Annotated in this window: 20 protein-coding genes; 7 read left to right on the plus strand and 13 right to left on the minus strand. The window is 50.0% G+C overall.

Features of this window, described 5'->3' with window-relative positions:
* The 8 genes from H6G50_RS21540 to surE all read right to left on the minus strand — a co-directional run.
* Window positions 1–641: IS630 family transposase (locus H6G50_RS21540; protein ID WP_199303328.1), on the minus strand; the 641-nt coding region annotated here is incomplete at its 3' end.
* 289 nt (window positions 642–930) lie between these two features.
* Complete coding sequence (locus H6G50_RS21545; RefSeq protein ID WP_190721209.1) at window positions 931–2,556, minus strand: glycosyltransferase family 39 protein; 1,626 nt, start codon at window positions 2,554–2,556, stop codon at window positions 931–933.
* An 86-nt stretch (window positions 2,557–2,642) separates the two neighbouring features.
* Window positions 2,643–3,230, minus strand: coding sequence for a hypothetical protein (locus H6G50_RS21550; protein WP_190721211.1), 588 nt, complete (start codon window positions 3,228–3,230; stop codon window positions 2,643–2,645).
* A 427-nt stretch (window positions 3,231–3,657) separates the two neighbouring features.
* The gene (proB, locus tag H6G50_RS21555) at window positions 3,658–4,770 is read right to left on the minus strand and encodes a glutamate 5-kinase (RefSeq protein WP_190721294.1); all 1,113 of its coding nucleotides are present in this window, start codon (window positions 4,768–4,770) and stop codon (window positions 3,658–3,660) included.
* A 160-nt stretch (window positions 4,771–4,930) separates the two neighbouring features.
* On the minus strand, window positions 4,931–5,476 hold the full coding sequence (locus H6G50_RS21560; protein WP_190721213.1) for a YqeG family HAD IIIA-type phosphatase: 546 nt from the start codon (window positions 5,474–5,476) through the stop codon (window positions 4,931–4,933).
* A 208-nt stretch (window positions 5,477–5,684) separates the two neighbouring features.
* On the minus strand, window positions 5,685–6,755 hold the full coding sequence (gene mltG, locus H6G50_RS21565) for an endolytic transglycosylase MltG (RefSeq protein ID WP_190721214.1): 1,071 nt from the start codon (window positions 6,753–6,755) through the stop codon (window positions 5,685–5,687).
* 42 nt (window positions 6,756–6,797) lie between these two features.
* The gene (locus H6G50_RS21570; protein WP_190721216.1) at window positions 6,798–7,361 is read right to left on the minus strand and encodes a DUF3727 domain-containing protein; all 564 of its coding nucleotides are present in this window, start codon (window positions 7,359–7,361) and stop codon (window positions 6,798–6,800) included.
* A gap of 74 nt (window positions 7,362–7,435) precedes the next feature.
* On the minus strand, window positions 7,436–8,275 hold the full coding sequence (surE, locus tag H6G50_RS21575) for a 5'/3'-nucleotidase SurE (protein ID WP_190721217.1): 840 nt from the start codon (window positions 8,273–8,275) through the stop codon (window positions 7,436–7,438).
* Between the two features lie 326 nt (window positions 8,276–8,601).
* Between surE and pheS the strand changes: the two genes are divergently transcribed.
* Together pheS and H6G50_RS21585 are read left to right on the plus strand one after the other, a co-directional pair.
* Window positions 8,602–9,606 carry a phenylalanine--tRNA ligase subunit alpha gene (pheS, locus tag H6G50_RS21580; protein WP_190721219.1) on the plus strand — a complete coding sequence of 335 codons (1,005 nt, stop codon included), beginning with the start codon at window positions 8,602–8,604 and terminating at the stop codon, window positions 9,604–9,606.
* Between the two features lie 432 nt (window positions 9,607–10,038).
* Window positions 10,039–10,506, plus strand: a complete 468-nt coding sequence (locus tag H6G50_RS21585) for an orange carotenoid protein N-terminal domain-containing protein (RefSeq protein WP_190721221.1) — start codon at window positions 10,039–10,041, stop codon at window positions 10,504–10,506.
* 105 nt (window positions 10,507–10,611) lie between these two features.
* Here the strand turns inward: H6G50_RS21585 and H6G50_RS21590 are convergent, their stop codons facing one another.
* Window positions 10,612–11,565, minus strand: coding sequence for a cyclase family protein (locus H6G50_RS21590; protein WP_199303332.1), 954 nt, complete (start codon window positions 11,563–11,565; stop codon window positions 10,612–10,614).
* Between the two features lie 461 nt (window positions 11,566–12,026).
* Between H6G50_RS21590 and H6G50_RS21595 the strand changes: the two genes are divergently transcribed.
* Both H6G50_RS21595 and hetR read left to right on the plus strand, forming a co-directional pair.
* A complete protein-coding gene (locus tag H6G50_RS21595; protein ID WP_190721223.1) occupies window positions 12,027–12,209 on the plus strand; it encodes a hypothetical protein in 183 nt (60 codons plus the stop codon).
* Window positions 12,210–12,549: 340 nt separating this feature from the next.
* Window positions 12,550–13,452, plus strand: coding sequence for a heterocyst differentiation master regulator HetR (gene hetR, locus H6G50_RS21600; protein ID WP_190721225.1), 903 nt, complete (start codon window positions 12,550–12,552; stop codon window positions 13,450–13,452).
* Between the two features lie 67 nt (window positions 13,453–13,519).
* Here the strand turns inward: hetR and H6G50_RS21605 are convergent, their stop codons facing one another.
* Entirely contained in the window at window positions 13,520–14,677 is a 1,158-nt protein-coding gene (locus H6G50_RS21605) for a glycosyltransferase (RefSeq protein WP_190721227.1), read from the minus strand.
* A 286-nt stretch (window positions 14,678–14,963) separates the two neighbouring features.
* The gene (locus H6G50_RS21610; RefSeq protein WP_190721229.1) at window positions 14,964–15,623 is read right to left on the minus strand and encodes an SDR family oxidoreductase; all 660 of its coding nucleotides are present in this window, start codon (window positions 15,621–15,623) and stop codon (window positions 14,964–14,966) included.
* 309 nt (window positions 15,624–15,932) lie between these two features.
* Between H6G50_RS21610 and H6G50_RS21615 the strand changes: the two genes are divergently transcribed.
* A complete protein-coding gene (locus H6G50_RS21615) occupies window positions 15,933–17,753 on the plus strand; it encodes an N-acetylmuramoyl-L-alanine amidase (protein WP_242032934.1) in 1,821 nt (606 codons plus the stop codon).
* Here H6G50_RS21615 and H6G50_RS21620 read toward each other — a convergent pair.
* Both H6G50_RS21620 and H6G50_RS21625 read right to left on the minus strand, forming a co-directional pair.
* A complete protein-coding gene (locus H6G50_RS21620; RefSeq protein ID WP_190721231.1) occupies window positions 17,750–18,388 on the minus strand; it encodes a MarR family winged helix-turn-helix transcriptional regulator in 639 nt (212 codons plus the stop codon). The two genes, H6G50_RS21615 and H6G50_RS21620, sit on opposite strands and share 4 nt — an antisense overlap.
* A gap of 20 nt (window positions 18,389–18,408) precedes the next feature.
* Complete coding sequence (locus H6G50_RS21625) at window positions 18,409–18,981, minus strand: HPP family protein (RefSeq protein WP_190721233.1); 573 nt, start codon at window positions 18,979–18,981, stop codon at window positions 18,409–18,411.
* A gap of 140 nt (window positions 18,982–19,121) precedes the next feature.
* On the opposite strand from H6G50_RS21625, the gene H6G50_RS21630 reads away from it, so the two are divergent.
* Both H6G50_RS21630 and H6G50_RS21635 read left to right on the plus strand, forming a co-directional pair.
* Window positions 19,122–20,453: a histidine phosphatase family protein gene (locus H6G50_RS21630; RefSeq protein WP_190721234.1), complete on the plus strand. Its 1,332-nt coding sequence runs from the start codon at window positions 19,122–19,124 to the stop codon at window positions 20,451–20,453.
* A gap of 235 nt (window positions 20,454–20,688) precedes the next feature.
* Window positions 20,689–24,996, plus strand: a complete 4,308-nt coding sequence (locus tag H6G50_RS21635) for a CHAT domain-containing protein (protein WP_190721236.1) — start codon at window positions 20,689–20,691, stop codon at window positions 24,994–24,996.
* The last annotated feature ends 71 nt before the right edge of the window (window positions 24,997–25,067 follow it).

Here is a 25,067-nt window from a genome sequence, read left to right on the forward strand (position 1 = left end):
GCGATAGGTCTTTCTCCCACCGGACTCCACACTTTTCTGAGAATCGGTTTTAAGCCGACCCTATGTTCATCAAAAAACCAGACATCTATTTCTGCTTCTGGATACTGTTGTTTTAGTTTTTGAACTTTTGACGGGAGGTTTTGTCTGAATTCTTTCTGTTCAATAACATCTCCTTTTTTATGTTTTGGTCTCGGTCTCTGACAGGAGTATCCGAGCTTTTTTAGGTAATCCCATCCTCTCTGCTCCCAAACTTTTTCGACACAGTTTTCTTGGGCTATCCAGCGAGCTACTTTTGGACCCGTCCAAACTCCTCCGTCTGCCGGTCTTGATTCTAATTCTTTTGCTAATTTTTCAAGTTGTTGGTCAGTTAATAAAGGTTTTTTCCCTCCTCTAACTCTTAAAGTCTTATTTTTTAAGTTTTTGACCCCTTCTTCACCTAATTCGTTATACTTTTTCAGGATTTCTTTACCATAGTTATAATTTATTCCTACGGCGAGTGCAGCATTTTTGACTGTCCATCCCTGAGAAACTTTCCACAGTAAATGCCATCTTCTTGATTCTACTGGGTCTTGATTTTTCAAATATTTACTTTTCAGTTCATCTGAACTAAAGTGAGGGGCTATATAAGCTTTTTTGGGCATTTTTAGGGATTTAAATGATTTTAATTTAATCTTATCCTTGTTCGTAGGTCTTGACAATCGGATTTGGTATAAGGAGTGTTACTGACTGTGTTTGTCTCGCGATTTTCGCTGCGGCGATCGCGAATTTTGAATATGTCTTTATACCAATTCCCAATCGCGATGCACTAAATTTTTTGCTGTAGGGGCATAACAATGTTATGCCCTCTTCGGGAATCGTGCAAAATTCATGAGAATTGGTATTATAGATGGTGCGTTACGCTTCGCTAACGCACCCTACTTGGCTCAATTATCAATTATTACTTAAAACATCGATCGCGGATCTCGGATAGGCTTTTAGCATTTCTACCGCCCGATAAACATACCAAACCTCCGTCACTGCACCGCCGCGCATTTGCGGAACCGTCCCAATTTCTTCAAAACGGCTGAAATAAGCGCTAAACTCCTGCGTCAGTTCGGGCATTTCATGAAACCGTTTTAACGTAACATACAGCCCATCTTTCCCTAAAAATTGCTCCGGTTTCGTCCAAGAAGCAAAACCGCGCATATCTTCGCTAAAACAAACGATGGGAATCGGTTTAAGCGGGATTAAAGCCATGCCAAGAAATCCGCCCAGATAATAAGCATTAGTCGCTACAAAACTGGCTTCGGTTAAGGCTTTTTGGAGGGTTGGATTAGTCTCGAAACCGCGCTGCAACTGTTTGGTATCGATTAACTCGCGCGAGGGATCGCTTTCTGGGGCGATGAAACCGCCAAACAGCGCGTACTGACTGGGTTTTTGCAGCGTTCCCAGGTTGAGATGCAACATCAGCAGCAGGATAATCGGCAGCATGAAACAAACCGTTCCCCATAACCACCGTTGCGTTTGCCGTCGCGCTTGTTGTTCCCAAAGAACCGCGCGATCGCCGAGAATTAAGGTTAAGCCCCAAAATCCCGGCATCGGCCATCCAGCTAAAATTTGCGTCTTCCCGCCCAAGAGAATGAAACCGAGGGCAATCGGTAAGGATACGCAGAGAATCAGTAAGTATTTATCGCGAGTTTCTCGCTCGGCGGCGGGAAATTGAGAAGTAATAATTCGCTTAGTTGCCTGAAAGCTAGTCCAGCACAGGGGAATTCCCATTGTGGGAAACAAGTACGCAATTGTACTGAGGAAAACGAGGAAAGCGTTGAGAGGGTTATAAGGTGCGGGGGGAGTATTGGTTTTTGGGTCGAAACGCGAGGAGAGTTGGAAGCGGAAGGAAACCCAATCGTGCTGCCAGTTCCAATACCAGAGTGGGAAGAGGGTGAGAAGCAGGAGGGCAAGGGAAAGGGCAGTCCAAGGCGAGAAGAGGGCGCGGCGGTGGCGATCGCTCGTTACAGCAAAAACCACGAGTCCGAAGCCCAGCAAAAAGCCATGATATTTCCCTAAAATCGTTAAACCGACGAGAATTCCGAGTAAGGCGAGGCGATAGCTGGGGCGATATTCCGGTACTTTTTCGGCAGGAGCGGGGGAAAGTGGGAAGAATTCGCAGGCGGCACAGTATAAACTCGCAGTCCAGAAGAAAATGAGGGGGTTGTCCGGCAGGGTGAGGATGCCAAAACCGACAGTAAAGATGGGGATAACGGAGGCAATTGCGATCGCCCATTGTGCCGCTTTTCGACCGAACAAACGCGCCCCCGTTAAGTACAACAGCGCCAAACTCGCCGTATAAAGCAGCAGCGGACCAATCCGCAGGGTAAATTGAGATACCGCGCCCGTTAGCCAAACGCCGAACCCCGTTGTCAGTGCGACGAGTACGGGATGGTCGAAATAACTCCAGTCGAGATGCAAGCTATAGAGGTAGTAATAGGCTTCATCGAAGCCGGGATAGAGCCAGTAAGCGACAAGAGAACGAAAAATGAGTCCGCCGATTAACCAACGGGCGAGGATTGTTAGCAACTTGGAATTGGAAATTAAGGGATTGGCTAAAACTGTACCATTTGCCGCTTCAAAGCTAAAACCGCGCGATCGCAGACTGATTGCCTTTAATCGAGCGGTTCGTTTTCAATATAAACCAAAGCGTAGCGAGCGACCTTCATGGTATAGCGAGCTTGTTCGATCGCGGACAACTGTTCCCAAGCGACGGGTTCGGCTTCCGGTTGCGCTCCCGAACGCATGGCGTGGGCCAGCGGACGCGCAAACACATACAAATCCTCTTCTGCCCAATTCGATAATAACGGTTGAACGCAATTAACGAGTTGCTCGGCGGGTGAGAGCGAAGCTGAGAAGATCGTTCGAGCGCGAGTGGCAATCGTCTCTAAAAATTCGTGAGGAACGCACTCGCCAAAGCGTTCTAAGAGCGATTTGCGAACCGATCGAATCTCTAACGACGACCAAGCGCGCTCCGTGCAAGCGAAAAAACTGTCGGTTTGAAACGCGATGTCCCAGTCCTCCGACGCTTCCACGCCTGCAAGTTCTGCTTCGGTGCGATCGAAATAAGCTTCTGCATCGGGATCGGTTGGATTCCAGGGATAAGCTATCTCATCCCGCACCAGCAGTTCTAGTAATTCGTCGCGAATTTCGCAAGTGCGATTTGCAACAGACTTTCCGGTATTGATGAATTGATTGGACATAATACTCCTCCTGCGTGACCTTAGATGCCCCCCAACTGGCTACCGATAGATACACGACCGCCTCCCCCAGTTCCGAACAAATCAATTACTTTTTTACCTTGAATTTCTTTGCCCGAAGCTCGAGCGATCGCACTCCCCTTATCCTCTACTGATTTCCTTCAAATTTCAACTCCTAAACTAAGCCCAATTAGTGTAGCTTTTATCCGGAGGATTAAAGACCGCCTCGAGGGGGATATATAGCGCTACTTGCCTGATAATGAGCGGTACTAAAAAGCTGAAGCCTTGATTGGTGGGCGCTGCCCACCCTACCGAATTGTCCTAACGTATGGGCGTAGCGCTATAACCTCGCTTTTCTCGCCTGTGTCTTAATTCCGGCGGTTGAGTTGCCTTTGCAGCGAGATCGCGAGACTCTAACGGGGGGTGAATTCTACGCTTCGATCGCGACTAAATTATCGCGATGGACGACGGTTTCCGCCCCCATATAGCCCAGTATTTCCGGAATGCGATCGGAATGTTGCCCCTGAATTTGCCGCACTTCCGCGCTCGTATAGTTCGTCAATCCTCGCGCGATTTCTACCCCTTGGGGATCGCAGAGTACCACAGCATCGGAAGCGAGGAATTCGCCCTCCACGCGCGTAATTCCAGCCGCTAGGAGCGATTTTCCGCCCCGCGCGATCGCTTTAACCGCCCCCGCATCGAGGTAAAGTTTGCCGCGCGCGACTAATCCGTAGGCAATCCAACGCTTGCGGGCGTTGGTAGGGCGGGGTTGCGGCTCAAATTGCGTGCCGATCGCTTCCCCTTGTAAAATCTTCTCGATATTTTCCGGTTGTTTGCCGTGACAAATCGCCACTCGCACCCCCGCACTGGTGGCAATGCGCGCGGCGGAGAGTTTCGTTGCCATACCGCCCGTTCCCCACTGCGAACCGCTACTCCCCGCTTCGACTTGCAATTGCGCGAGTTCTTCGGCGCTAACTAACTGGATGGGCTGCGCGTCAGGATTGGCGCGCGGATCGGCTGAGTACAAGCGATCTACATCGGTAAGTAAAAATAACCAATCGGCTCCGATTAAACTAGCAACAAGGGCGGAAAGGGTGTCGTTATCGCCGAATTTCAGTTGCAGTTCTTCGACGGCGACGGTATCGTTTTCGTTGACGATGGGGACGACACCGAGTTCTAAGAGGGCAGCGAAGGTATTTTTGGCGTTGATGTAGGAACTGCGCTCTACTAAATCCCGCCGCGTTAATAGGACTTGCGCGATCGGGAGGTTTAAACTGGTGAAGAGGTCGTCGTAAATGCGGATTAAGCGCCCCTGTCCGACGGCTGCGACAGCTTGTTTGAGGGCGATTTGTTGGGGACGTTCGCTCAGGTTGAGACGGGCGCAACCCACGCCTACTGCACCGGAGGAAACGAGGACGACGCGATCGCCATTGGCTTGAAGTTGGGCAATGGTTTCGACTAACATCGCGATCGCGGATAGCGCTAACTGTCCGTCCCGCGTCAAACTGGACGTTCCAATCTTAATAACTAGCGTTCGTGTCAACATCATTAGTAGTTCGTAATTATTACCCCACAACGGTCATCGGGGGTTTGAATATCGTTGTTTGAGATTTATCTACTTTTCCCGAATTAAAATTAGTTGCTCTATGACCTAAAATTACGAATTACGAATTACGAATTACGAATTACGAATTATTTGGTCATTATCGACGATGGGGTGGGTGAAGTCTGTGATTGCCGTGGGCAAGCGTCACGCCTAACAACTCAGACACTAACACTTCCATGTTTCGCAGGGCGTGGGAAGGAACTTTCAAGGGATCCACCATCGGTTCGACTAAGATCGAAAACATCCCCAAGCGATTCCCCGCTAGCACGTCGGTGAACAAGCGATCGCCCACCATTGCCACTCGTTCCACGGGTAAATTCATCTCTGCCACAGCCTGCCGCAACTTCCGCCGCGAAGGTTTGCGCGCCCCGGTAATGTAGGGTAAATCCAAGGCTTGCGCGATTCTACCGATGCGATTTTCACTGAGGTTATTGCTGACTAACCATAACGGGACGGTATCCCGCAATTGCGTTACCCACTCGATCACTTCAGGTGAAACCTCCCGTTTTCTGAGGGGAACGAGGGTTTCATCGACATCTAACACTAATCCTTTGAGGTGATATTTTTGTAAGATTTCGGGTGTTAAATCAATGACGGGACCGCCGAGAACGAGGTTGGGTTGTAAGTGGATTTTTAGAGCCATTTTTATAATTGATAATTGACAATTGATAGTTGACAATTAATAAATATTTGAGGGATAAGCATTTAAGTTTAGGTTAAAATTTAGGATTATGCGGTAATGAAATTGATGATTTATTGTCCATTGTCCATTATCAATATACCACCTCTTCGTTATCCATTATCCATTATCAATTACCACCTCTTCGTTATCCATTATCCATTATCAATTATCAATTATTTTGTTGTTTCTGAAGCGCTTGTTTGGCAATTTCATTCTCTTGCTGCGTTTTCGTGAATAAGTGCGTACCGTCGGGACGAGTCACGAAGAAACGATAGGGAGTGAGGGGAGGAGAAAGGGCCGCTTGTAGGCTGGCTAAACCGGGACTCGCGATCGGTGCGGGTGGCAGACCGGGTTTAAGATAAGTATTATAAGGCGAGTCTACCTGTATTTGTTCGGCAGTTAAGGACTTTTCTGGCGCTTGTTGAATGCCTAAAATATATTCTACGGTCGGATCGGACTCGAGTTTCAATCCTTCGCGCAAACGTCCTGCAAATACCCCAGCTAAGGTGAGGCGTTCTTCTTCGACTGCGGTTTCTTTTTGCACGAGACTAGCAAGCGTTACCCAGTCTAATAAGCTCGGTTTATTTTTTCCTTGTAGCTGTTGGTACTGAGGCAGTGCTACTTTTTGGAAGCGATCGAGCATCATATCGATCGCTTGTTTGGGCGTAAGGCGATCGCTCTTAATTTCGTAGGTATCGGGAAATAAAAATCCTTCCAAATGCGGTAAATTGGCGGGCAACCAAGGGTATTTATCGCGCGGAATTTGTCGCACGGCATTGAGAAAATCCTGTTCGCTGAAATAGCCTGCTGCCGCAAATTCTATCGCCATTTGGCGGTAGGATTGTCCCGGCGTAACGGTAAAGCTAAGGCGCACGGATTCTCCGCGCCAAATTTTATCCGCGATCGCCACTAAAGAATCTTGGGGCGAAAGGCGGTAAACTCCGGGCTGAAAACCGCCTTCTTTTCGCAGCTTCAGCCAAGAAGCCCACAATTTCCAAGCGACATCCGAGCGAATTAAACCCACCGCTTTAAGATCGCTACCGAGTTGGGGAATGGAAGTGCCTTTGGGAACGGTAATTTGGAGAATATCGGCGGGGGCATTGCGCAAAGCGTCTTCTCGAGCCGTCGGCGCGATCGCCCAATTCCACCACGCCCACCCCTGCCAGCCGCAAAAAATTAGCGCCAGCGGCAGAACTAAACCGTAGTACGTCCATCTCGAAATACGTGCGGTAGAATTCACGTTCCCAACTCCCAATTTTGAACTTTAAATGCCCCCATTCGGTTATTCAAACAACAAATCTTCGATAAAGGGTTGCACTTTCTTAAAGTCTTCTGGCGATAACAGTTCGAGTTTTCCGGAGGATAGCTCTCGAGCGAAAAATAGTAGGGGAGAAAGGGGAGTATAAATTTCGTATTCCTGTTCGTTATGGAAGAAGGTTGCGAGAAACTGATATTCATCAGTTTCGATGTCTCCCCCATCATTTTCGACTTCTAAGGTGAGAAGATCGTCTTCATCCACCTCCGGTAATTCTCCAGCGACGGTCAGCGTATAAGCAGCATCTTGAAGCACCAATTCTTGTTCGGCTAAAACCGCTTTAGCATCGGGGAAAAGTTCTTCGAGTTCTTCGCTATTTTCAATCCAAGTCGCATTGGCGGTTTCTTCCTCACTATCCCAGGCGATAATCGCGATCGGCGCATCGACAGGCAATAATAAGTGATAAGTCGATCCCTCAATCGAAAAAGAACGTTCGACATAGCAAGAAAGCGATCGCCCCATTTCATCAGTGAGGGTTACACTTTCGGGACTGGATTGCCCGTTGGATTCAGAAGATGAGTATTGAGTCATTCGATGTTGAAGATTTGAGTCGGGAGATGAAGCAGAGGGATTACAAGTTTAACGCCCGCTCCCTCTGCGAGCGCTCATCCCCCGGAATTAACTGTGAGTCCTTCGCCGAATAAGCAACTGTCAGACAATTCGTAAACGCTGCGGACATCTGTAAGATTATATTGTAGAGGGGTAATGGTGATATAGTTTTCCCGAATCGCTTGTACGTCTGTCGGAATACAAGAAGGTAGATGTTGGTGGTCGGGTTGGTCGATTTCTTCAATCGCTTCGCCAGCCAGCCAGTAATAGCTTTTGCCGCGCGGATCGACGCGCTTCTCGAATTGTTCGATGTAGCGGCGCACGCCTTGGCGAGCGATAGTCACTCCCGCAACTGCGTCGGGTTTGACGGAGGGGACATTGACATTTAATAGCGTCGTTGTCGGTAAGGGGTTTTTACAGAGGCGATCGAGCAAATCGATCGCAAAGTTCGCCGCTGTTGGAAATTCTAAGGAATTAAAACCCGCCAAACTGAAGGCAATGCTAGGAATCCCTTCGAGCGAGCCTTCCATCGCCGCCGAGACGGTTCCCGAATACAGCACGTCCGTCCCTAAATTCGAGCCGTGATTGATCCCGGCTAGGACAAAATCCGGTTGTCTGTCGAGCAGGGCGTGAAGGCCTAATTTCACGCAATCTGCGGGGGTTCCCGAACAAGACCAGGCCTTGACGTTTGGATGGAACACCGATTCGATCAGATTGGTGCGAATCGGTTGGTGCAGTGTCAGTCCGTGTCCGGTAGCCGATCGCTCGCCATCGGGACAGACGACAGTAATTTCATGGCCCGCTCGCGCTAAAGTATCGGCTAAAGTGCGGATTCCTGTGGCAAAGATGCCATCGTCGTTACTGATTAACAAGTTTAAAGGTCTATAGCAAGTCATGGAAATAGTCTCTCTATTTTTTAAGGATTGGTACAGTCTTTTTTAAGGGTAATCTCTTTGCCTGAATGGTATGACCCCTCACCCCATTTCTTAAGAAAATACAGGAGTAATTCGAGGGGTTCAGGGTAAAAATTGACTTTTCAAAAAAAAGATTTATTCAACTGCGAATTATTACCTAAGTAATTTTTACGAGATGCCGTAAATTTTAAATTTTGAATTTTGAGTTTTGAAATGCCGGTAAACTGGAGTGAGCGAGCCATCGGCAATCTCAATGCAAATTGAGGCGATAGTCACCGATCGCTGATGACCGATACTAGATAACTGCAATGATTTCATCCCCGACCGACATCGAAACGCAACTAAGCGAACTGAACCAAGACGCAACCGGCGCGATCGCGGCGGCAGATAACCTCGAGCGCCTCGAACAATTGCGCGTCAATTATTTAGGCAAAAAAGGTCAACTCTCGCAGATTCTGCGGGGTATGGGCAAACTCAGCGCTGAAGAACGCCCTCGCATCGGCGCGATCGCCAACCAAGTCAAAGATGCCCTGCAAAATAGCCTCGATGCCGCCAAAACGCACCTAGAAGAAGCCGCGATCGCTTCCCAACTCGAAGCCGAAACCCTCGATGTCACCATGCCGGGAGTCGGTCGCCCCCTCGGTCGCCTCCATCCCCTCAACAGCACCATCGATCGCTTCATCGAAATCTTCCTCGGACTCGGCTACACCGTCGCTGAAGGCCCGGAAATGGAAAGCGAATACTACAACTTTGAAGCCCTTAATACTCCCGCCGACCACCCCGCGCGGGATATGCAGGATACCTTCTACCTCCCCAACGGCAATCTCCTGCGGACGCAGACTTCCTCGGTGCAAATCCGCTACATGGAAACCCACGAACCGCCCCTGCGCATCATCGCACCCGGGCGCGTTTACCGTCGCGATACCGTCGATGCGACTCACTCGGCAGTATTCCATCAAGTCGAGTTACTCGCGATCGACAAAGGTTTAACCTTCACCGATCTTAAAGGCACGATTAAGGAATTCGTGCGCCAGATGTTTGGCGAAGAACTGCCCATGCTTTTCCGCGCCAGTTACTTTCCCTTCACTGAACCTTCCGCCGAAGTAGACGTACAATGGCGCGGCAAATGGCTTGAAGTTGCCGGGTGCGGAATGGTCGATCCCAACGTTCTTAAAGCCGTGGGCTACGATCCCGAAGTTTACTCCGGTTTTGCTGCCGGTTTTGGGGTCGAACGCTTTGCAATGGTCTTGCATCAAATCGACGATATCCGCCGCCTTTATAACAGCGATTTGCGCTTCTTGCGGCAGTTCTAACCCGTTGGAGAACTTGCATTGTTGAATTCGGTAGGGAGGTTAACTGAAAACGTCCCTACCTTGCTTGTCTGTAAAGACGTAAAATCAATTCTTCTTAACGCGATCGCCTTGCAAAATCCACGAATCATAGACATAACACAATGGGGATCGCGCGTCATCCCCTGAATGGAAAAATTTTTTACGGCAAAAAAGGGGATATTCAAAAGGCGATCGCGACTTCATTAAACTTAGGGAATAAATACAATTCTTAAAGATATGACTTTGGGCAGGCAGGGTTTTAAAACCGTTGCCCTTACTATAAAAAAAGTTCGATATGAAATTTTCATTCAATCTAAATTGATGATGAAGTCTTGAATTGGCATCATCTTAACTCAATTTCAGATCGACATTTTCGAGCAAAAAATATTACCTCTACAATAGGCAATTTTCCTAATGGAACCCGACCAATTAGTTTCTCAATTTAAAAATTTAAGTGTTGACGACCAACTCGCATTGCTGTGGTTTGTTTACACGGAAATGGGAGAGAGTGGGAGTGTTACCCCCGCCGCCCCCGGTGCAGCAGGAGATGCAATAGCTGGAGGCTTATACGACCAAGTTAAAGGGATGTCCCACGAAGAACAGTTGCAAGTTCAACGCGACCTTCTTCAAGGAACCAGTAACGAAATTACTCGCCAATACGGTTCTTTAAGCGATAATACTAAACTCTTATTTTGGTATCGTTTAGCTCAAGGAATGGAAGAAGGGACAGTAATTCCGATGCCAGAAGGGTATAAGATGGCAGAAGGAGGTCAGAAACTCCTATCCGCACTTAAGGGCAGCGAGCCTAACGAACAAATTACCTTCCTGCGCTCTTGTGTTACCTCTACAGGTAGCGAACCGGCAGAAGGCGCAGCAATTTAGTACGCTAACACCAAATTAATGAATGGGGAAGTTGGTATTAACCAGCTTCCCTTTTCTGTTTAGGTCGATCGATTTTGCAGCCAATTTTGATGTTAGGTAGTCGAACTAATCGGGTGGAGTCGGTTGCAAAACGCCTCGTTTGTCGCGACGCAGAGGATAGGGTTGCACGGGTAAAGGCGCACCTGGAGACTCGAGAACGGAAACTCCATAGGACCAATCGGGCGGACAGATAGCGATATATCGCGCGTAGCCGCCCGTTCCGCCTTCAGGTTTGGCAAACCCGATCGCGACTAGAGCGCCCGCTTCCGGTACTTTATCTAAATTGGCAACCCCTTCGGCTTGAGTATAGTGGTTGTGGAGCAGCCAGGATTCTCCTTCTAAATCTGGGGTTGTATCGGTGTCGAGCGGTTCGTGTCCGTGAAAGAGGATGTGGCGCTGTAAGTGCAGGAATTGTAAGGCATCTAAGGAGACGCTGGGAAAGGGTTTTTGATTGAAGCGATCGCTCTGACTCCATTTTTTAGACCAGTCCGTGCGGAACATCACCACCGCACCTTCCGGGATTTTGCCGTATTTCGCTTCCCAAGCGCGAATATCGGCAACCGTCGCGCGATCGCCCGGATCTGCCGCGACGCGATCGCTGACATTAATTACAACCAAGGGACGCAAGGCATAAGTTGGAGGGAGATCGCTAATCGTAGCGCCATATTCATCCCAATGCGCAGGCGGGTCGAGTTGCGTGCCGTATTGGTCGGTGGGGAGGTTGTAAGCTGTAGCAATAAAGCCGTGTTGCGCGTAGGTGTATTCTTCCCCGGTCTTGATATAGCTGGGCAGGTCGGCACCGGCTGTGGCGGGTTCAAATGTCGCGTTACCGAAACCGGGCCACACCGGAATTGTGGGACTAAAAGCATGGGTTAAATCGACATATTTAGCCGATTTAAACGTCGTTTCGTAAATTTTCCAAAAATCGGAACTTTCTGCACGAACGGGGTGCAGACCGATTGAGAGAAGGCACAGAATAGCAACGAGGCCCATCCATCGTAGGAGCGCGCGCTGGGTCATACAAGGTTTGATGGTTGAGAAATGGAATCGGCTTACCCGAAATAATCAGTCAAAAGTCTCGCCTTTTAATTATTAAACAGCGAGGGCGGCTTAAGGCTGAAAGTTTTTTATCGGCTTGCTGGTAAAGCTCGCTGCTTAGAACATAAAAGGTTGCAGCCATTGAGCGAGTCGCTAAGCGGCGATCGCGCTTCAATCAATGCCGGAACGATAAATTTTGGAGCCTATATACACGGCGAAAAGGAGGCTACGAACTGCTTCTCGCCTCGTTGTTCCTTTATAGCCAACACGGGCAGAGTGGGTAATGAAATTACGTCTTCGCTTAACTCTGACGAGAGTTTTTCCTGAAGCTATCCCAAAGAATCTGTATGAGGAAATAACACCTAAAACAAATTATTCACCTCATGCACGCGCTATCTGTCCTGCCTCTTATCTTAGCAATCCCCTTCACTTCTCCAAAAGTCATGCTAGTGCAATTTACGACTTCTACAACAGTTTCAATCCCTCAAGAATCGATTTCATCTATTCGTGGCGTGTTCCAAGCCGAAGACGGCAATCCGGATGATTGTCCCCTGCGCGGTTGCGGGCGGCGATACGAAGCTACCAGCGATCGCGGTAGCGGACGCATTCAAAACTTGGCAGCGTAATCCCTCACTTTCTGGAATCTGCGCGATCGTTTCACCTCATCCTCTCCGCAAATCGAGCCTTACCATTGAAATTTATTTAACTTTTCATCTCCGCAAAAATATCAGGACTCTCCCTCGCAAGTCCTGATATTTTTTTTGAGGAAAATCGGCGGTTTAACGGGTTGCCGCTGTAAATAGTTGCGCTTTGACCGCTATGTTTTATATTATTGTAGAGGAATAAACCTTGGCATCAGGGTGCTGCTTGCGATAGGAAGTTAGGTTGAGGGCCTTGCATCTGCCCTTGACATCGATCTGTCTTACTGGTGTAAACTTATACCCCTGGAATGTCATTGTTAGCGTTATGATCGACGACATCGATCTGATCCAAAGTCTTAGCCCTAGTGCGATGGATCGGATACTTTTCTACTTAGCATTCAGCGCCATGAGAACGAGCGGGCATCGTCACGGTGCATTTTTGGATGCGGCAGCGACCGCCGCGAAATGCGCGATTTATGCAACCTACCTCGAGCAAGGCGAAAATATTCGGATGACGGGGCATTTGCACCACATCGAACCCAAACGAGTCAAAGCGATTGTGGCAGAAGTTAAAAATGCTCTGACAGAAGGAACGCTGATGAAAATGTTGGGTTCCCAAGAACCCCGCTATCTGATTCAGTTTCCTTATGTGTGGCTAGAAAAGTATCCCTGGCAGCCGGGACTCTCGCGGATCGATGCTTGTAACCTGGATTCTGAGGAAAAAGACTACCTGGAAAAGAAACTTCCTCAAAATATACCCGACGCAAAAGCGATCGACTCCTTTCAATTTTTAGAACTCATTGAATATCTCCATCTTCGTTCCCAAGAAGATTTCCCTCGGGAACGACAAATGCCGATTAGCGAAGCCCTAACCGAACATATTAAGCGTCGCCTCATTTATTCGGGAACCGTGATGCGGATCGATCGCCCTTCAGGACTCCCGTTTTATGCCCTCACGCGCGCCAGTTACTCCCCCGCCGACCTCGAAGAGCGGACTTATACCACCGTCGAAGATACAGCACGTTACTTCCGTTTGATGCGGGATTGGGCGGCGAAGAGACCGAATGTTATGCGCGTCTTAGAAACCCTTGATATTCCCCCAGAAAACCTGGAAGCGGCTCGAGAGGATCTCGACGAAACGATTCGCGCTTGGGCAGATAGACACCATCGCGATGGCGGACAACCGACAGTTCTTCAGATGGTGTTTGGCGACCACGATGAGGAATAATTCGTAGTTCGTAATTCGTAATTCGTAATTCGTAATTCGTAGTTCGTAATTCGTAATTGATGCACTGTCATCGATCCCCCCGTAAATTAGCGAGATTTTGGCGCGCTGCTGCCAAGTCTGGTTTGAGTTGAATTGCCTGCTGATAAGCGGCGATCGCGTTCTGGGTTTTGCCCTGAATCTGCCAAAGCGCCCCCAAGTTGCAGTAAGCCTGCGCCAAAGTGGGGTTGAAGGTCAGGAGGTGTTGATAGGCAGCGATCGCGGCTTCCAGTTGCCCTAACCCCTGCAAGGCATTGCCCAACTGGTTGTGAGCGGCAATGTAATCGGGTTGCAGCCGAATTGCCTCCTGAAAGCACGCCACAGCAGCCGCTAAATCGCCCTGACCGGCCAGAGATTTGCCGCGTTTAAAGTGCGATCGCGCCGCATCGGTAATCGGTTTCGCCTGCCAGGGGGCAAACTGCTGTAAGTGAAATTCACCCGCCTCAGTCACCATCAGTTGCAACGATCGCTCCAGTCCGCGCCGCCGCAACGCTTCATTAACCGCCCGCTCCGAAGACTCTCGCTGCAAGCGTTGCTGTTGGTGGGAAATTCCTTGAGGATTGATGCGATAGAAGTAAAGCGGGCGTTCTAAATGGTAGATTTGGGTCACTTCTGCAACTCGCAACGAGAGATCGTAGTCTTCGGCAGAGGTAAATTCGGGACGGATACCGCCAATGGTTGCAAATACTGACTGTCGCAGCAACCGGAAATGGAAGGTTAGCAGATCGACGAGCAGCCCGATTGGACTATAAGGGATTTTGCATCGCTGCCCCAATCCTTGCCGCTGACCCCGAAGATCGATATTGACGTGGTTGGTGTAGACCATGCCATACTCTGGGTGGCGATCGAGAAACTCCACCGTTTCTTGTAAAGCTGTGGAAGCCAAGCGATCGTCGGCATCGAGCCAGCCGACGTACTCGCCCTGCGTTAGTCTATGAGCCTGACTCAGCGCTCGACCTCGCCCCAAGCGATCGCCCTGCTGAAAGCGAATCCGAGCATCCTTTTGGGCATAGTTTTGGGCAATGGCAACCGAGCGATCCGTAGAGCCATCATCCCAGAGAATCAGTTCCCAGTCGGGGAAAGTTTGAGCCAGCACAGACTCCAGCGCCTCCGCTAGATACGCCTCGGTGTTGTAGACGGTCATCACGAGGGAGACTTTCGGGAGGGGGGGAGTGGAGAAGTTACTCATACCATTTCCTACAAGTTTTGCACTAAATTTGTCGCCGTAGGGGCATAACACCGTTATGCCCTCTTAGGGATTCGTGCAAAATCAATAAGAATTGGTATCACGCTAACCAATGAACAAAGATAGGAAGTAAAGCGCCTTCTCATCTATCAAAGGCGATCGCTTTCACAAGTCAGGCACGGAGTATCTGAGATTGAAAGCGTACCTCACCCCGATGAAAAATGCTATCTATGACATAGCGCTACAGAATACCCTAGGCAGACTCCCACTCCACTCGTAAAACGAGCTTTTAAGCAACACTGGTAAATAGCTGCTGCCATTCCTTCGCGGGTGCATCGGGGGCGGCAACAATTTCCACAATTTTATTTTTTGCTTCTGGTTGGAACAATGCCGCAACGCAGGTTTGAGCAACCTTGGTTCGCGGGATGCGCCCTTCAAAAAGGGTATCGGCAGAAGCCATAATAATCGAGTCTGAATTATCTTCGTTTAACAAACCGCCCGGTCGCACGATGGTATAAGGCAAACCGCTTTTTTGAATGTAATTTTCGGCTTGTTGTTTCCAATAAAGAACCAACCAAAATAGGTTAAGGGGATGAAAGAACTTAGAGGTACAAAGCGAAGACACCAATACAAACTGTTGAATATTCTTTGATTTCGCGGCTTCAACTAAATTTTTTGTGCCTTCATAATCGACTTTGTAGGGGCCAGTCGCATCGAAGGAAGGGGTTGCACCTGTCGCGCAGATAAGATGGGTACAATCTGCGATCGCATCGGCTAAACTGGCTCGATTGAGAACATCACCTACGACTAAATCTGCTTCCGGCGGTAATATTTCTCTTCCTTTCTCTAGATCTCGCACCATCGCCCGCACGGAAATATTTTGTTTGACTAATTCCTTAACAATTCTCCGTCCCGTTTGTCCGGTTGCTCCAGCTACAAAAACTTTCATTTGCACCTTGCCTCTAACAATACTTATTTATTGTAGCGGTTTGCAGTTAATCGGAAACAGCGGGCGGTAATCGGTCTATTTTGGTGCGGAGATCGACACTTTAAAAAATTTAGGATGGCAGTTTTTAGATGAAATGAAGGACACAAGCAGGATAAAGGTCGTTCGCGCCTACCAATTTAATTTAGATATCTATCCCTCGCGCGCGAGAAAGTCGCTGTCTCTTCATTTTGAGTTGAAACTTGTTAAAAACGAGCATAAAATCTGTAAAATCAATACGGTTGAGATCGTGCAGCGGAAATCGGCAAATTTATGATGAGACAGTCGCTCGATAATTTATCATTAGGCGCGCCCCGCAAAGCGGCACTGTGTATCGCGCTAGGTATGGGTTTAATGTTCGATCCCCATCTTAATGCCAATCGCGCGATCGCTGCCCCCCAACCCACCGCCGCTGCCCTCCAACTCACCTACCCGCCCCGCACCTATCAAACCACCGCCCCTCAACTCTTCTTCATCGGTAGCGCCCCGCCCCAAGGCGAAGTCCTGATTAATAACACTCCCATTCGCCGCAGTCCTGCCGGACATTTCGCCCCCAGTCTCCCCCTCAACCTCGGCGAAAATCGCTTTACTGTCCGCTACGGCAACCAAGAAATTCAAGTTACCGTCACGCGCAACAGCGGACAGCCAGAAACGCCCCAAGGGGTCACTTTTGCCCCAGACTCGCTTTTTCCTGCCTCAGACCTCGCCAAACTGCCCGGAGAAGCAATTTGTTTTAGCGCGATCGCGCCCCAAAATTCTGCCGTTTCCGTCCGCCTCGGCAACCTCACCCTTCCCCTCGCCCCCCAAAGCGCCGTTCAACTTCCGCCCAATTCTGCCGTCCTCAACGCCCAAAATCAACCCGCCCCCCTCGACGCAACGCCTTACCAAGGTTGCGCCACCGCCAACGCCGCCGCCGCCCTCGGCAAACCCACCTACGAACTCAACCTCAACGGTAAAACCCTCTCCCAGCAAGCCCCCGGTAGCGTGACGATTCTTTCCCCCGTGCAACTCGAAGTCGTGGAAGTTACCGCCGATGCGGGCGTAGCGCGAACCGGCCCCAGTACCGACCATTCGCGCCTCACGCCCCTCCCCAAAGGCACTCGCGCCGCCGTTACCGGACGCGAAGGGGAATGGTTGCGCCTCGATTACGGCGGCTGGATTAAGCAAAGCGAAACGCGCCTTATACCGGGGGCGGTTCCGCCTCAAGCAACGATTCGCAGCGTTTTTTCGCGGCAGGTTGAGGGTGCGACAGAAGTTCGGTTTCCGCTGACGGTTCCGGTTCCCCTCGCCGTGCAACAGGGCGATAGTACCTTTACTTTGACGCTTTACGATACCACCGCACAAACCGATACGATTCCCTTCAACGATAATCCCTTGGTGCGGCGTTTGGATTGGCGGCAAGTTTCGCCGGCAGTTGTGGAATATACGTTTAACCTCAAAAGCGATCGACAATGGGGTTACGATTTGCGGTACGAGGGGACAACTTTGGTGTTATCCTTGCGCCATCCTCCTAAACTGAGCAGCGATCGCGCTTTGCCGTTGCAAGGATTGCCGATTGTCGTCGATGCGGGACACGGCGGCAACGAATCGGGGGCATCCGGGCCGACGGGATATTTAGAGAAGGATGTTAATTTAGCCGTTTCCAAGCTGTTGCAGCAGGAGTTAGAGCGGCGCGGTGCTAAGGTTTATATGACGCGAGACAGCGATGTTGATGTATCTCTGCAAGATCGCGTCGCTGAAATTAATCGCCTCAAACCCGCTATTTCTCTTTCCGTCCATTACAATGCGCTGCCCGATGGCGGCAATGCAGAAAATACGCAGGGAATTGGAATGTTTTGGTATAATCCCCAAGCTCACAGTTTGGCGGTTTTTTTACATAATTATTTAGTAGAAAAGTTAAATCGTCCGTCCTACGGGGTTTTTTGGAATAACCTGGCGCTGACGCGACCCCATACTACGCCTGCGATACTGATGGAGTTAGGGTTTATGATTAACCCGTGGGAGTTTGAATGGATTACGAATCCGGGGGAACAAGAACGTTTGGCTGCGGCGATCGCGGATGGGGTTGTGGCTTGGTTTGAGGGAGAACGTTAGGAGTTAGAGTTGGCACTTTCTGCGGGGGCAGGAATGCGATCGCGACATTCGAGATTCAAGTTGCGATCGCCAAACGGCGCATCGACAAAATCGCAATGATGGGGACGTTCGCTATCGGGATAGCGATGGGGATGGAAAAATTGACAGCTTAGGCACATCTGCGCGATCGGAATTTTTCCCGCTTCTTGCAAGTTACGAACGATTTTAATCAGTCCTTGTAAAAATATAGTTTGCTCGAATTCAGAAAGTTCGCCGACAGCTTGAAGCAAAACATCCGGCCAACAAGCCGTTTCTCGGGCGACGGTTTCGCCGGGAGGAGTCAGGGTAATTGCGATCGCGCGCCGATCTCGAGGCGATCGCGTTTTTTGCACTAACCCCTTTTCCTCCAACACTCGCACCGCATCGCTTGCCGTCGCCGCAGTCACCGCCAAACCCGCCGCCACTTCCGACAACCGCATTCCCTCACTCCCGCTAGTTTGCAGCAGCGATAAAATCTGAATTTGAGTCGGAGACAGTCCGAGTTGTCCGGCTTCTTGCCACGATTGACTTTTGAGCGCCAAACTGACTTTAGACAGTCCGACTAAAATGCGTTCCACTGTCGCATCGCTCGCTGTTTCCCCCTCTTTCCCACTCATAGACCCCAATCAATTGGACATTAAAGCCAATGTCTGGGGTAACGGCGGCCCGGTGCTGTGTTATTGAATACAAAAGTCCATAAAACCATAATCGTAGAGCCGACAAACACCGGAGTTAATAAAAAACTCCAAGACGCATGACTCATCACGCCCACCAATGCAACCGCACCGCCGGGAGGATGCACCGTGCGGGTGAGTTTCATCATCTTAATCGTCGTTGCGACTGCCAAACCCATCACCCAAGGTTCTGACCCAAACGCTTGTACTAATGCGACGCTCACGAGCGCACCCATGCAATTGCCGCCAATCACATTTCGAGGCTGCGCCAGAGGACTATCGGGGATTCCATACACCAAAACGGCAGTCGCGCCGAACGGGGCTGCAATCAAAGGATAGTGCGTAAACACCGACAGATAAGCTAGCACTTCAATACCAATCAAGCTTCCTACCCAAGAGAGGAGTCCTTGGGCAAAGGAAAATTGGGGCTGATAGGCGCGCCCCCGACGATGAGATTTGCGCGCGCTGACGATTATACGTCGGTAGGCGTTTACATCTTTTAAAAGCTTGGTTCGTTGCTTTCTCAAAACGACCATTTTTATTTAGGAGTCCTAACTATTTAGTTTGAAGGAAAGGTAACGCGATCGTGCCATCCCTGTCAACCGCTAGGCTGAAGCTGTCCCACCCGCAAGCTACAATAAACCTTTGGAAAGTCTGCTGACGGAGGATTGAAAGTTTGACGACTCGCGTAATTATCGTGCGCCACGGCCAAAGCACCTACAACGCCCAACAAATGATTCAGGGGCGTTGCGACGAATCGGTTTTAACCGAAAAAGGTTGCAACGATGCTCGAATTGTGGGCGAAACGCTTGCCAATCTCAAGTTCGATGCGATATATCACAGCCCGCTGCAACGGGCGGCACAAACCGCAGAAATCATCCATCGCTGTTTGGACAATCCTCCGGCTTTAACGGCATCGTCGCTATTGTTGGAAATCGATTTGCCCTTGTGGGAAAAACTGAATAAAAAAGATGCGGCAACGCAACACGCAGACGCTTACCGCAAATGGAAAAATCTCCCTCACGAATTCAGCATGACGCTAGAAGCGGGCGAATATTTTCCGGTACTCTCGCTTTACAAACAGGCGCAAGAATTTTGGCAGGAAATGCTCGCTCGGCATCAAGGTGAAACCGTGCTGATTGTCGCGCATAATGGCATTAACCGCTGTTTGCTGATGAGCGCGATCGGCATCCCGGTAGAGCGCTACCATACCATTCAACAGTCGAATTGTTGCATTAATGTTCTCAATTTTAGTGGCAGCCTCGGAGATTCAGTACAACTCGAATCGCTCAACCAAACCGCGCATATGGGCGTTAAAATTCCGCCCCCGCGTCCGCCGCAGACAAAAGTACGTTTGTTATTAGTTCGCCACGGAGAAACGCAATGGAATCGCGAATCTCGCTTTCAAGGAACGATTGATGTTCCGCTAAACGAACGCGGGCGAGAACAAGCGCAGAAAGCCGCCGAATTTTTGCAGGATGTTGGGTTTAACTTTGCCCTCAGCAGTCCGATGGCGCGTCCGAAAGAAACAGCAGAAATTATTCTCAGTCGCCATCCGGAAGTAACGTTAGCGCTCGAACCACAGTTTGAAGAGATCGGTCACGGACTGTGGGAAGGTAAATTAGAGACGGAAATCGAAGCCGCCTTTCCGGGTTTGTTGCACCAGTGGAAAATTCATCCGGAGACGGTACAAATGCCCGAAGGAGAAAATTTGCAGCAGGTTTGGGATCGCGCGATCGCGGCTTGGAATAATATTGTTAAAACCTTATCCGAATCCGAGGAATCGACGGTGGGTTTAGTCGTCGCCCACGATGCAATTAATAAGGTACTTCTTTGTTACCTTCTCGGACTGCAACCGGCAGATATTTGGACGATAAAACAAGGGAATGGGGCGGTAAGTGTTATCGATTACCCCAGCGGTACTGAAGGATTGCCCGTACTCCAAGCCATTAATATTACCTCCCACTTAGGTGGAATTCTTGATAATACGGCAGCGGGAGCTTTGTAATTTAATGGACAATTTAGGATAGACAATTGATAATGGAGAAAGAGAAGGAACTTTTTTACCTTCGATAAAAGAATATTTCTTCGTTTAGTTCGGATATTGCAGATGAATTAAGGTGAGGCGTAGGGAGTGGGTTAATTTGATAGACCTCTCCCTCTTTTCGTCTTGTGTCTGCCTGTCGCGAAAACGTCTTTACAGCATTCTATCGAGCAGAACTGCCTACCCTACCATGCGAGCGATGAAGATTTCACAGAAAAAAATTTTGGGTATCACGCTTTTAATACTGTGCGCCGGTGCAGCGCTCGACACGCATAAAGTTCGGGCAGGAGACATCGTTCCGGCGAACGATGACGTTAATACGCAGGTTACAGTGGATGGTAATCTTTTTCAAATTAGCGGCGGCAAACTTTCCGGCGACGGTCGCAATTTATTCCAAAGTTTCCAACAGTTTGGACTGGATGCTAACCAAGTTGCTAATTTTCTTTCTAACCCACAAATTCACAATATCTTAGGGCGCGTCGTCGGCGGCGACGCTTCCATTATTAATGGCTTAATTCAAGTTACTGGGGGCAATTCTAACCTCTATTTAATGAATCCCGCCGGTATTATTTTTGGGCAGGGCGCGAGTTTAAATGTTCCGGGAGATTTCTTCGCCACGACCGCAACCGGAATTGGTTTTAATGGAGCCTGGTTTAATGCCTTTGGCCCTAATTCCTATCAAAATTTAATCGGCAATCCGGGGCAATTTGCTTTTGATAGCTCACAAGTTAGCGCAATTGTCAATAGCGGCAATTTAAGTGTTGGTTCGGGACGAAATTTGACCTTGCTGGGCGGAAATATTGTTAATACGGGAACGGCGATCGCTGCGGGGGGCGCGATTACCCTGGCTGCGGTTCCCGGCAGCAGTACAATTCATATTTCGCAACCGGGAAGTTTGCTAGCCTTGGATATCGAGCCGCCTCGGGATAACAACGGACAAATTCTGCCGTTTTCGGCGCGCGATTTGCCGCAATTGCTGGTGGGTGCAGGCGTTGAAACGGGGCTGCAAGTTAAAGCCGATGGAAGCGTGCAAACCCTGGCGGGGAGGACTGTTTCGGTAGCAGGAGGCGCGACAACGGTTAGCGGCGCGATCGCGGCATCCTCTTCCACCGGGGCGGGCGGGCAGATTGCGGTAATTGGCGATCGCGTTGCCCTGTTAGACGCAACCCTCAATGCTTCTGGGCGTACCGGCGGCGGCAATATCCGCATCGGCGGCGACTATCAAGGCGGCGGCACAATTCCCAACGCTAACCTCGTTCAAATTAATCGCAATTCCAGTTTAAACGCCGATAGTTTAACCACCGGAAACGGCGGACGAGTCATCGTTTGGGCGAACGGGACGACGCAGTTTTTCGGCAATATTAGCGCGCGCGGCGGGGCTTTATCCGGTAATGGCGGCTTTGTCGAAGTGTCCGGCTTAAAAAACCTCGACTATCGCGGACAAGTCAATACTTTAGCTCCCTTCGGCAGCACCGGAACGCTTTTGCTCGATCCGACCGATATCATCGTCACTGATTCCGGGCCGTTTAACTTTAACAATTTGGCTGATGTTAACGACTTTTCCGATCCCGATCCTTCAGCACCACCTCCAAATCGTCCAACGCTTGATGTCTCGCTCCTGAACAATGCGACCAGCAATGTTATCTTACAAGCGACGAACGATATCCTCTTTGAGGCTACCGTGCAGATGACGAATCAGGGTGTGGGGTTAACGGCACAAGCAGGCAGAAATATCTCGCTGAGACAGAATATTACGACGAGTCGCGGCAATGTCGAGCTAACTGCCGATGCGGATAACAACGGTAGCGGCGGTATTGAGTTGATTGGGGGTGCAACTATCGACACTCAAGGGGGAAATATTGAGTTGAGCGGTAGCGGAATCGATATCCGTCCGGGAGGAACCTTGCGAAGCGGTGGCGGAGAGATATCGTTAACTGCCGGTCAAGGAGGCCTTCGCGCTGGTGACATCAACTCGAGTTCGACTTCGGGTAATGGCGGAAATATCATTCTCGGTAGTGCTGGAGGGCGTATAGATGCGGGAGACCTGGACGCTTCCGGCGTTACAAATGGCGGCGGTATTACAGCGAGGGCGGCTACAGACATTAGCCTCGGTCGGCTAGATGCCAGCGGCGAGAGTGGTAACGGCGGTAATGTCGATCTCGGTAGTGCTGGAGGGCGTATAGATGCGGGAGACCTGGACGCTTCCGGCGGTACAAATGGCGGCGGTATTACAGCGAACGCTGCTAAAGACCTTCGGCTCGGTCGGCTAGATGCCAGCAGCGAGAGTGGTAACGGCGGCAATGTCGATCTCGGTAGTGCTGGAGGGCGTATAGATGCGGGAAACCTGGACGCTTCCGGCGGTACAAATGGCGGCGGTATTACAGCGAGGGCGGCTACAGACGTTAGCCTCGGTCGGCTAGATGCCAGCGGCGAAAGTGGTAACGGCGGCAATGTCGATCTCGGTAGTGCCGAAGGGCGTATAGATGCGGGAGACCTGGACTCTTCCGGCGGTACAAATGGCGGCGGTATTATAGTCAGTGCTGCTAGAGACCTTCGGCTCGGTCAACTGGATGCTAGTGGCGCTAGCGGTGGTGGCGGTCTTATCATTCTCGATAGTGCCGAAGGGCGTATAGATGCGGGAAACCTTGACGCTTCCGGCGGTACGGATGGCGGCGATATTATAGCAAATGCGGCTAGAGGGATTCGGCTCGGTCAGCTTGATGCCAGCGGCGCTAGCGGTAACGGCGGTAATGTCGATCTCGAAACGCCCGACAACATTTTCACGAGTTGGATTAACGCGCAAGGCGGGACGGAGGGCGGCACTGTCCATATCGACACCGAACGATTTTTCCGCGCTACGGATACTTTTACGGCAGCAGATGGAAGTTCTGCAAGTATTTCGACAATTGGAGGCAGCGGCGGTCAAATTCGCATCGAACACAGGGGGATTGCAGCTTTTACGGTAGGGGACGCTAGCACTAATGGAACTCGAGGTGCAATAACAACGGGAAGTTCGCGCATTAACCCGGGTGAGTCTTTCCGCTCCAACGTCTCGCGGGGGAATATCGGAGTTGATTCTTCTGACAGCAATTTCAAGCCTGATGATTTTTACGCCAACAAAGTCGATCGCGATGACTCGATGCCACATCCTCATGAGGATGATAGAGATCTAAACCATGAGCGAGAAAGACCGAATCCGGAGGAAATAGAGCAAGCGCGGGGAAGCGGTGCGGAACCCATTCAAATTAGAGAGGTGGCGGCTTTTGATGGCGAATTTAGCAATGAGTTTGAAGATTACTTCGATCTCCCCAATCCTGTCCCACAAGTCAGCCCGGAGCAATCTCGCGAGAACTTGCGAGAAGTTGAGGCTTTAACGGGGTCTAAACCGGCAATTATCTATGCCGTTTTTGTGCCTTCAGGAGGTTCTGGGGACAAAGACTTAGGGTCGAGTTCTGAGCGAAGGAATTCCCGGGCGGACAGCGATCGCTTAGAACTCGTACTCGTTACGAGTTCGGGAACTCCCGTTCGGCATCGGCTCGAGGTAACGCGCGAGCAAGTTATTAAAGTAGCAAACAGCTTTCGCGCGGGTATTACTAATCCCTCGCGCCGCACCGCCTATCTCGCGCCGGGGCAGCAACTTTATCAATGGCTCGTAGCTCCCCTAGAAGCCGATCTTCAAACGAACAAGATTACTAACTTATCATTTATTGTCGATACGGGTTTGCGCTCCCTTCCTTTTGCGGCGTTGCATGACGGAAGCAAGTTTCTGATCGAACGCTACAGCGTCAGTTTACTGCCCAGCCTCGCGCTCAGCGATCTGAGCTATACCGATCTTAAAGACCGTTCGGTACTGGCGATGGGAGCTTCAACTTTCGCGGATCAATCGCCTTTGCCTGCTGTTCCGACTGAGGTTAATGCGATCGCGAAGCAACTGTGGCGGGGTAATACTTTGCTGAACTCTCAGTTTACTTTAGCGAACTTGCAAGAAGCGCGATCGCAAACTCCCTACGGTATTATTCATCTTGCCACTCACGGCGAATTTAAATCTGGAAAGCCTTCTAATTCTTACATTCAGTTCTGGGACGCAAAACTCACCCTCGATCGCCTGCGCGCCTTGCGTTGGAACGATCCGCCTGTCGAACTGCTGGTTTTAAGCGCCTGTCGAACCGCTTTGGGCGATGAGGAAGCAGAACTCGGATTTGCGGGTTTAACGGTCTTAGCAGGCGTTAAAACTGCGTTAGGCAGTCTGTGGTATGTCAGCGATGAAGGAACGCTGGGATTGATGACGAGCTTCTACGAGAAATTGAAAGAAGCCCCGATTCGAGCCGAAGCCTTGCGGCAAGCGCAGATTGCGATGCTGAGGGGCGAGACGACGGTTAAGGACGGGCAGTTAGTTACGCCGGGAGGAAGTTTTCCGTTACCTTCGACGAACGGGGATTTGAGCGATCGCAATTTTAGCCATCCTTATTTTTGGAGTGCCTTTACGATGATTGGCAGTCCGTTTTAATAATGGATAATGGATGATGAATAATGAATAATGGGGAATTAATAATTGATAATTGATAATGGATAATGGAT

This window comes from Oscillatoria sp. FACHB-1406, from assembly GCF_014698145.1.
In the GTDB taxonomy this organism is placed as follows: Bacteria; Cyanobacteriota; Cyanobacteriia; order Cyanobacteriales; family Spirulinaceae; genus FACHB-1406.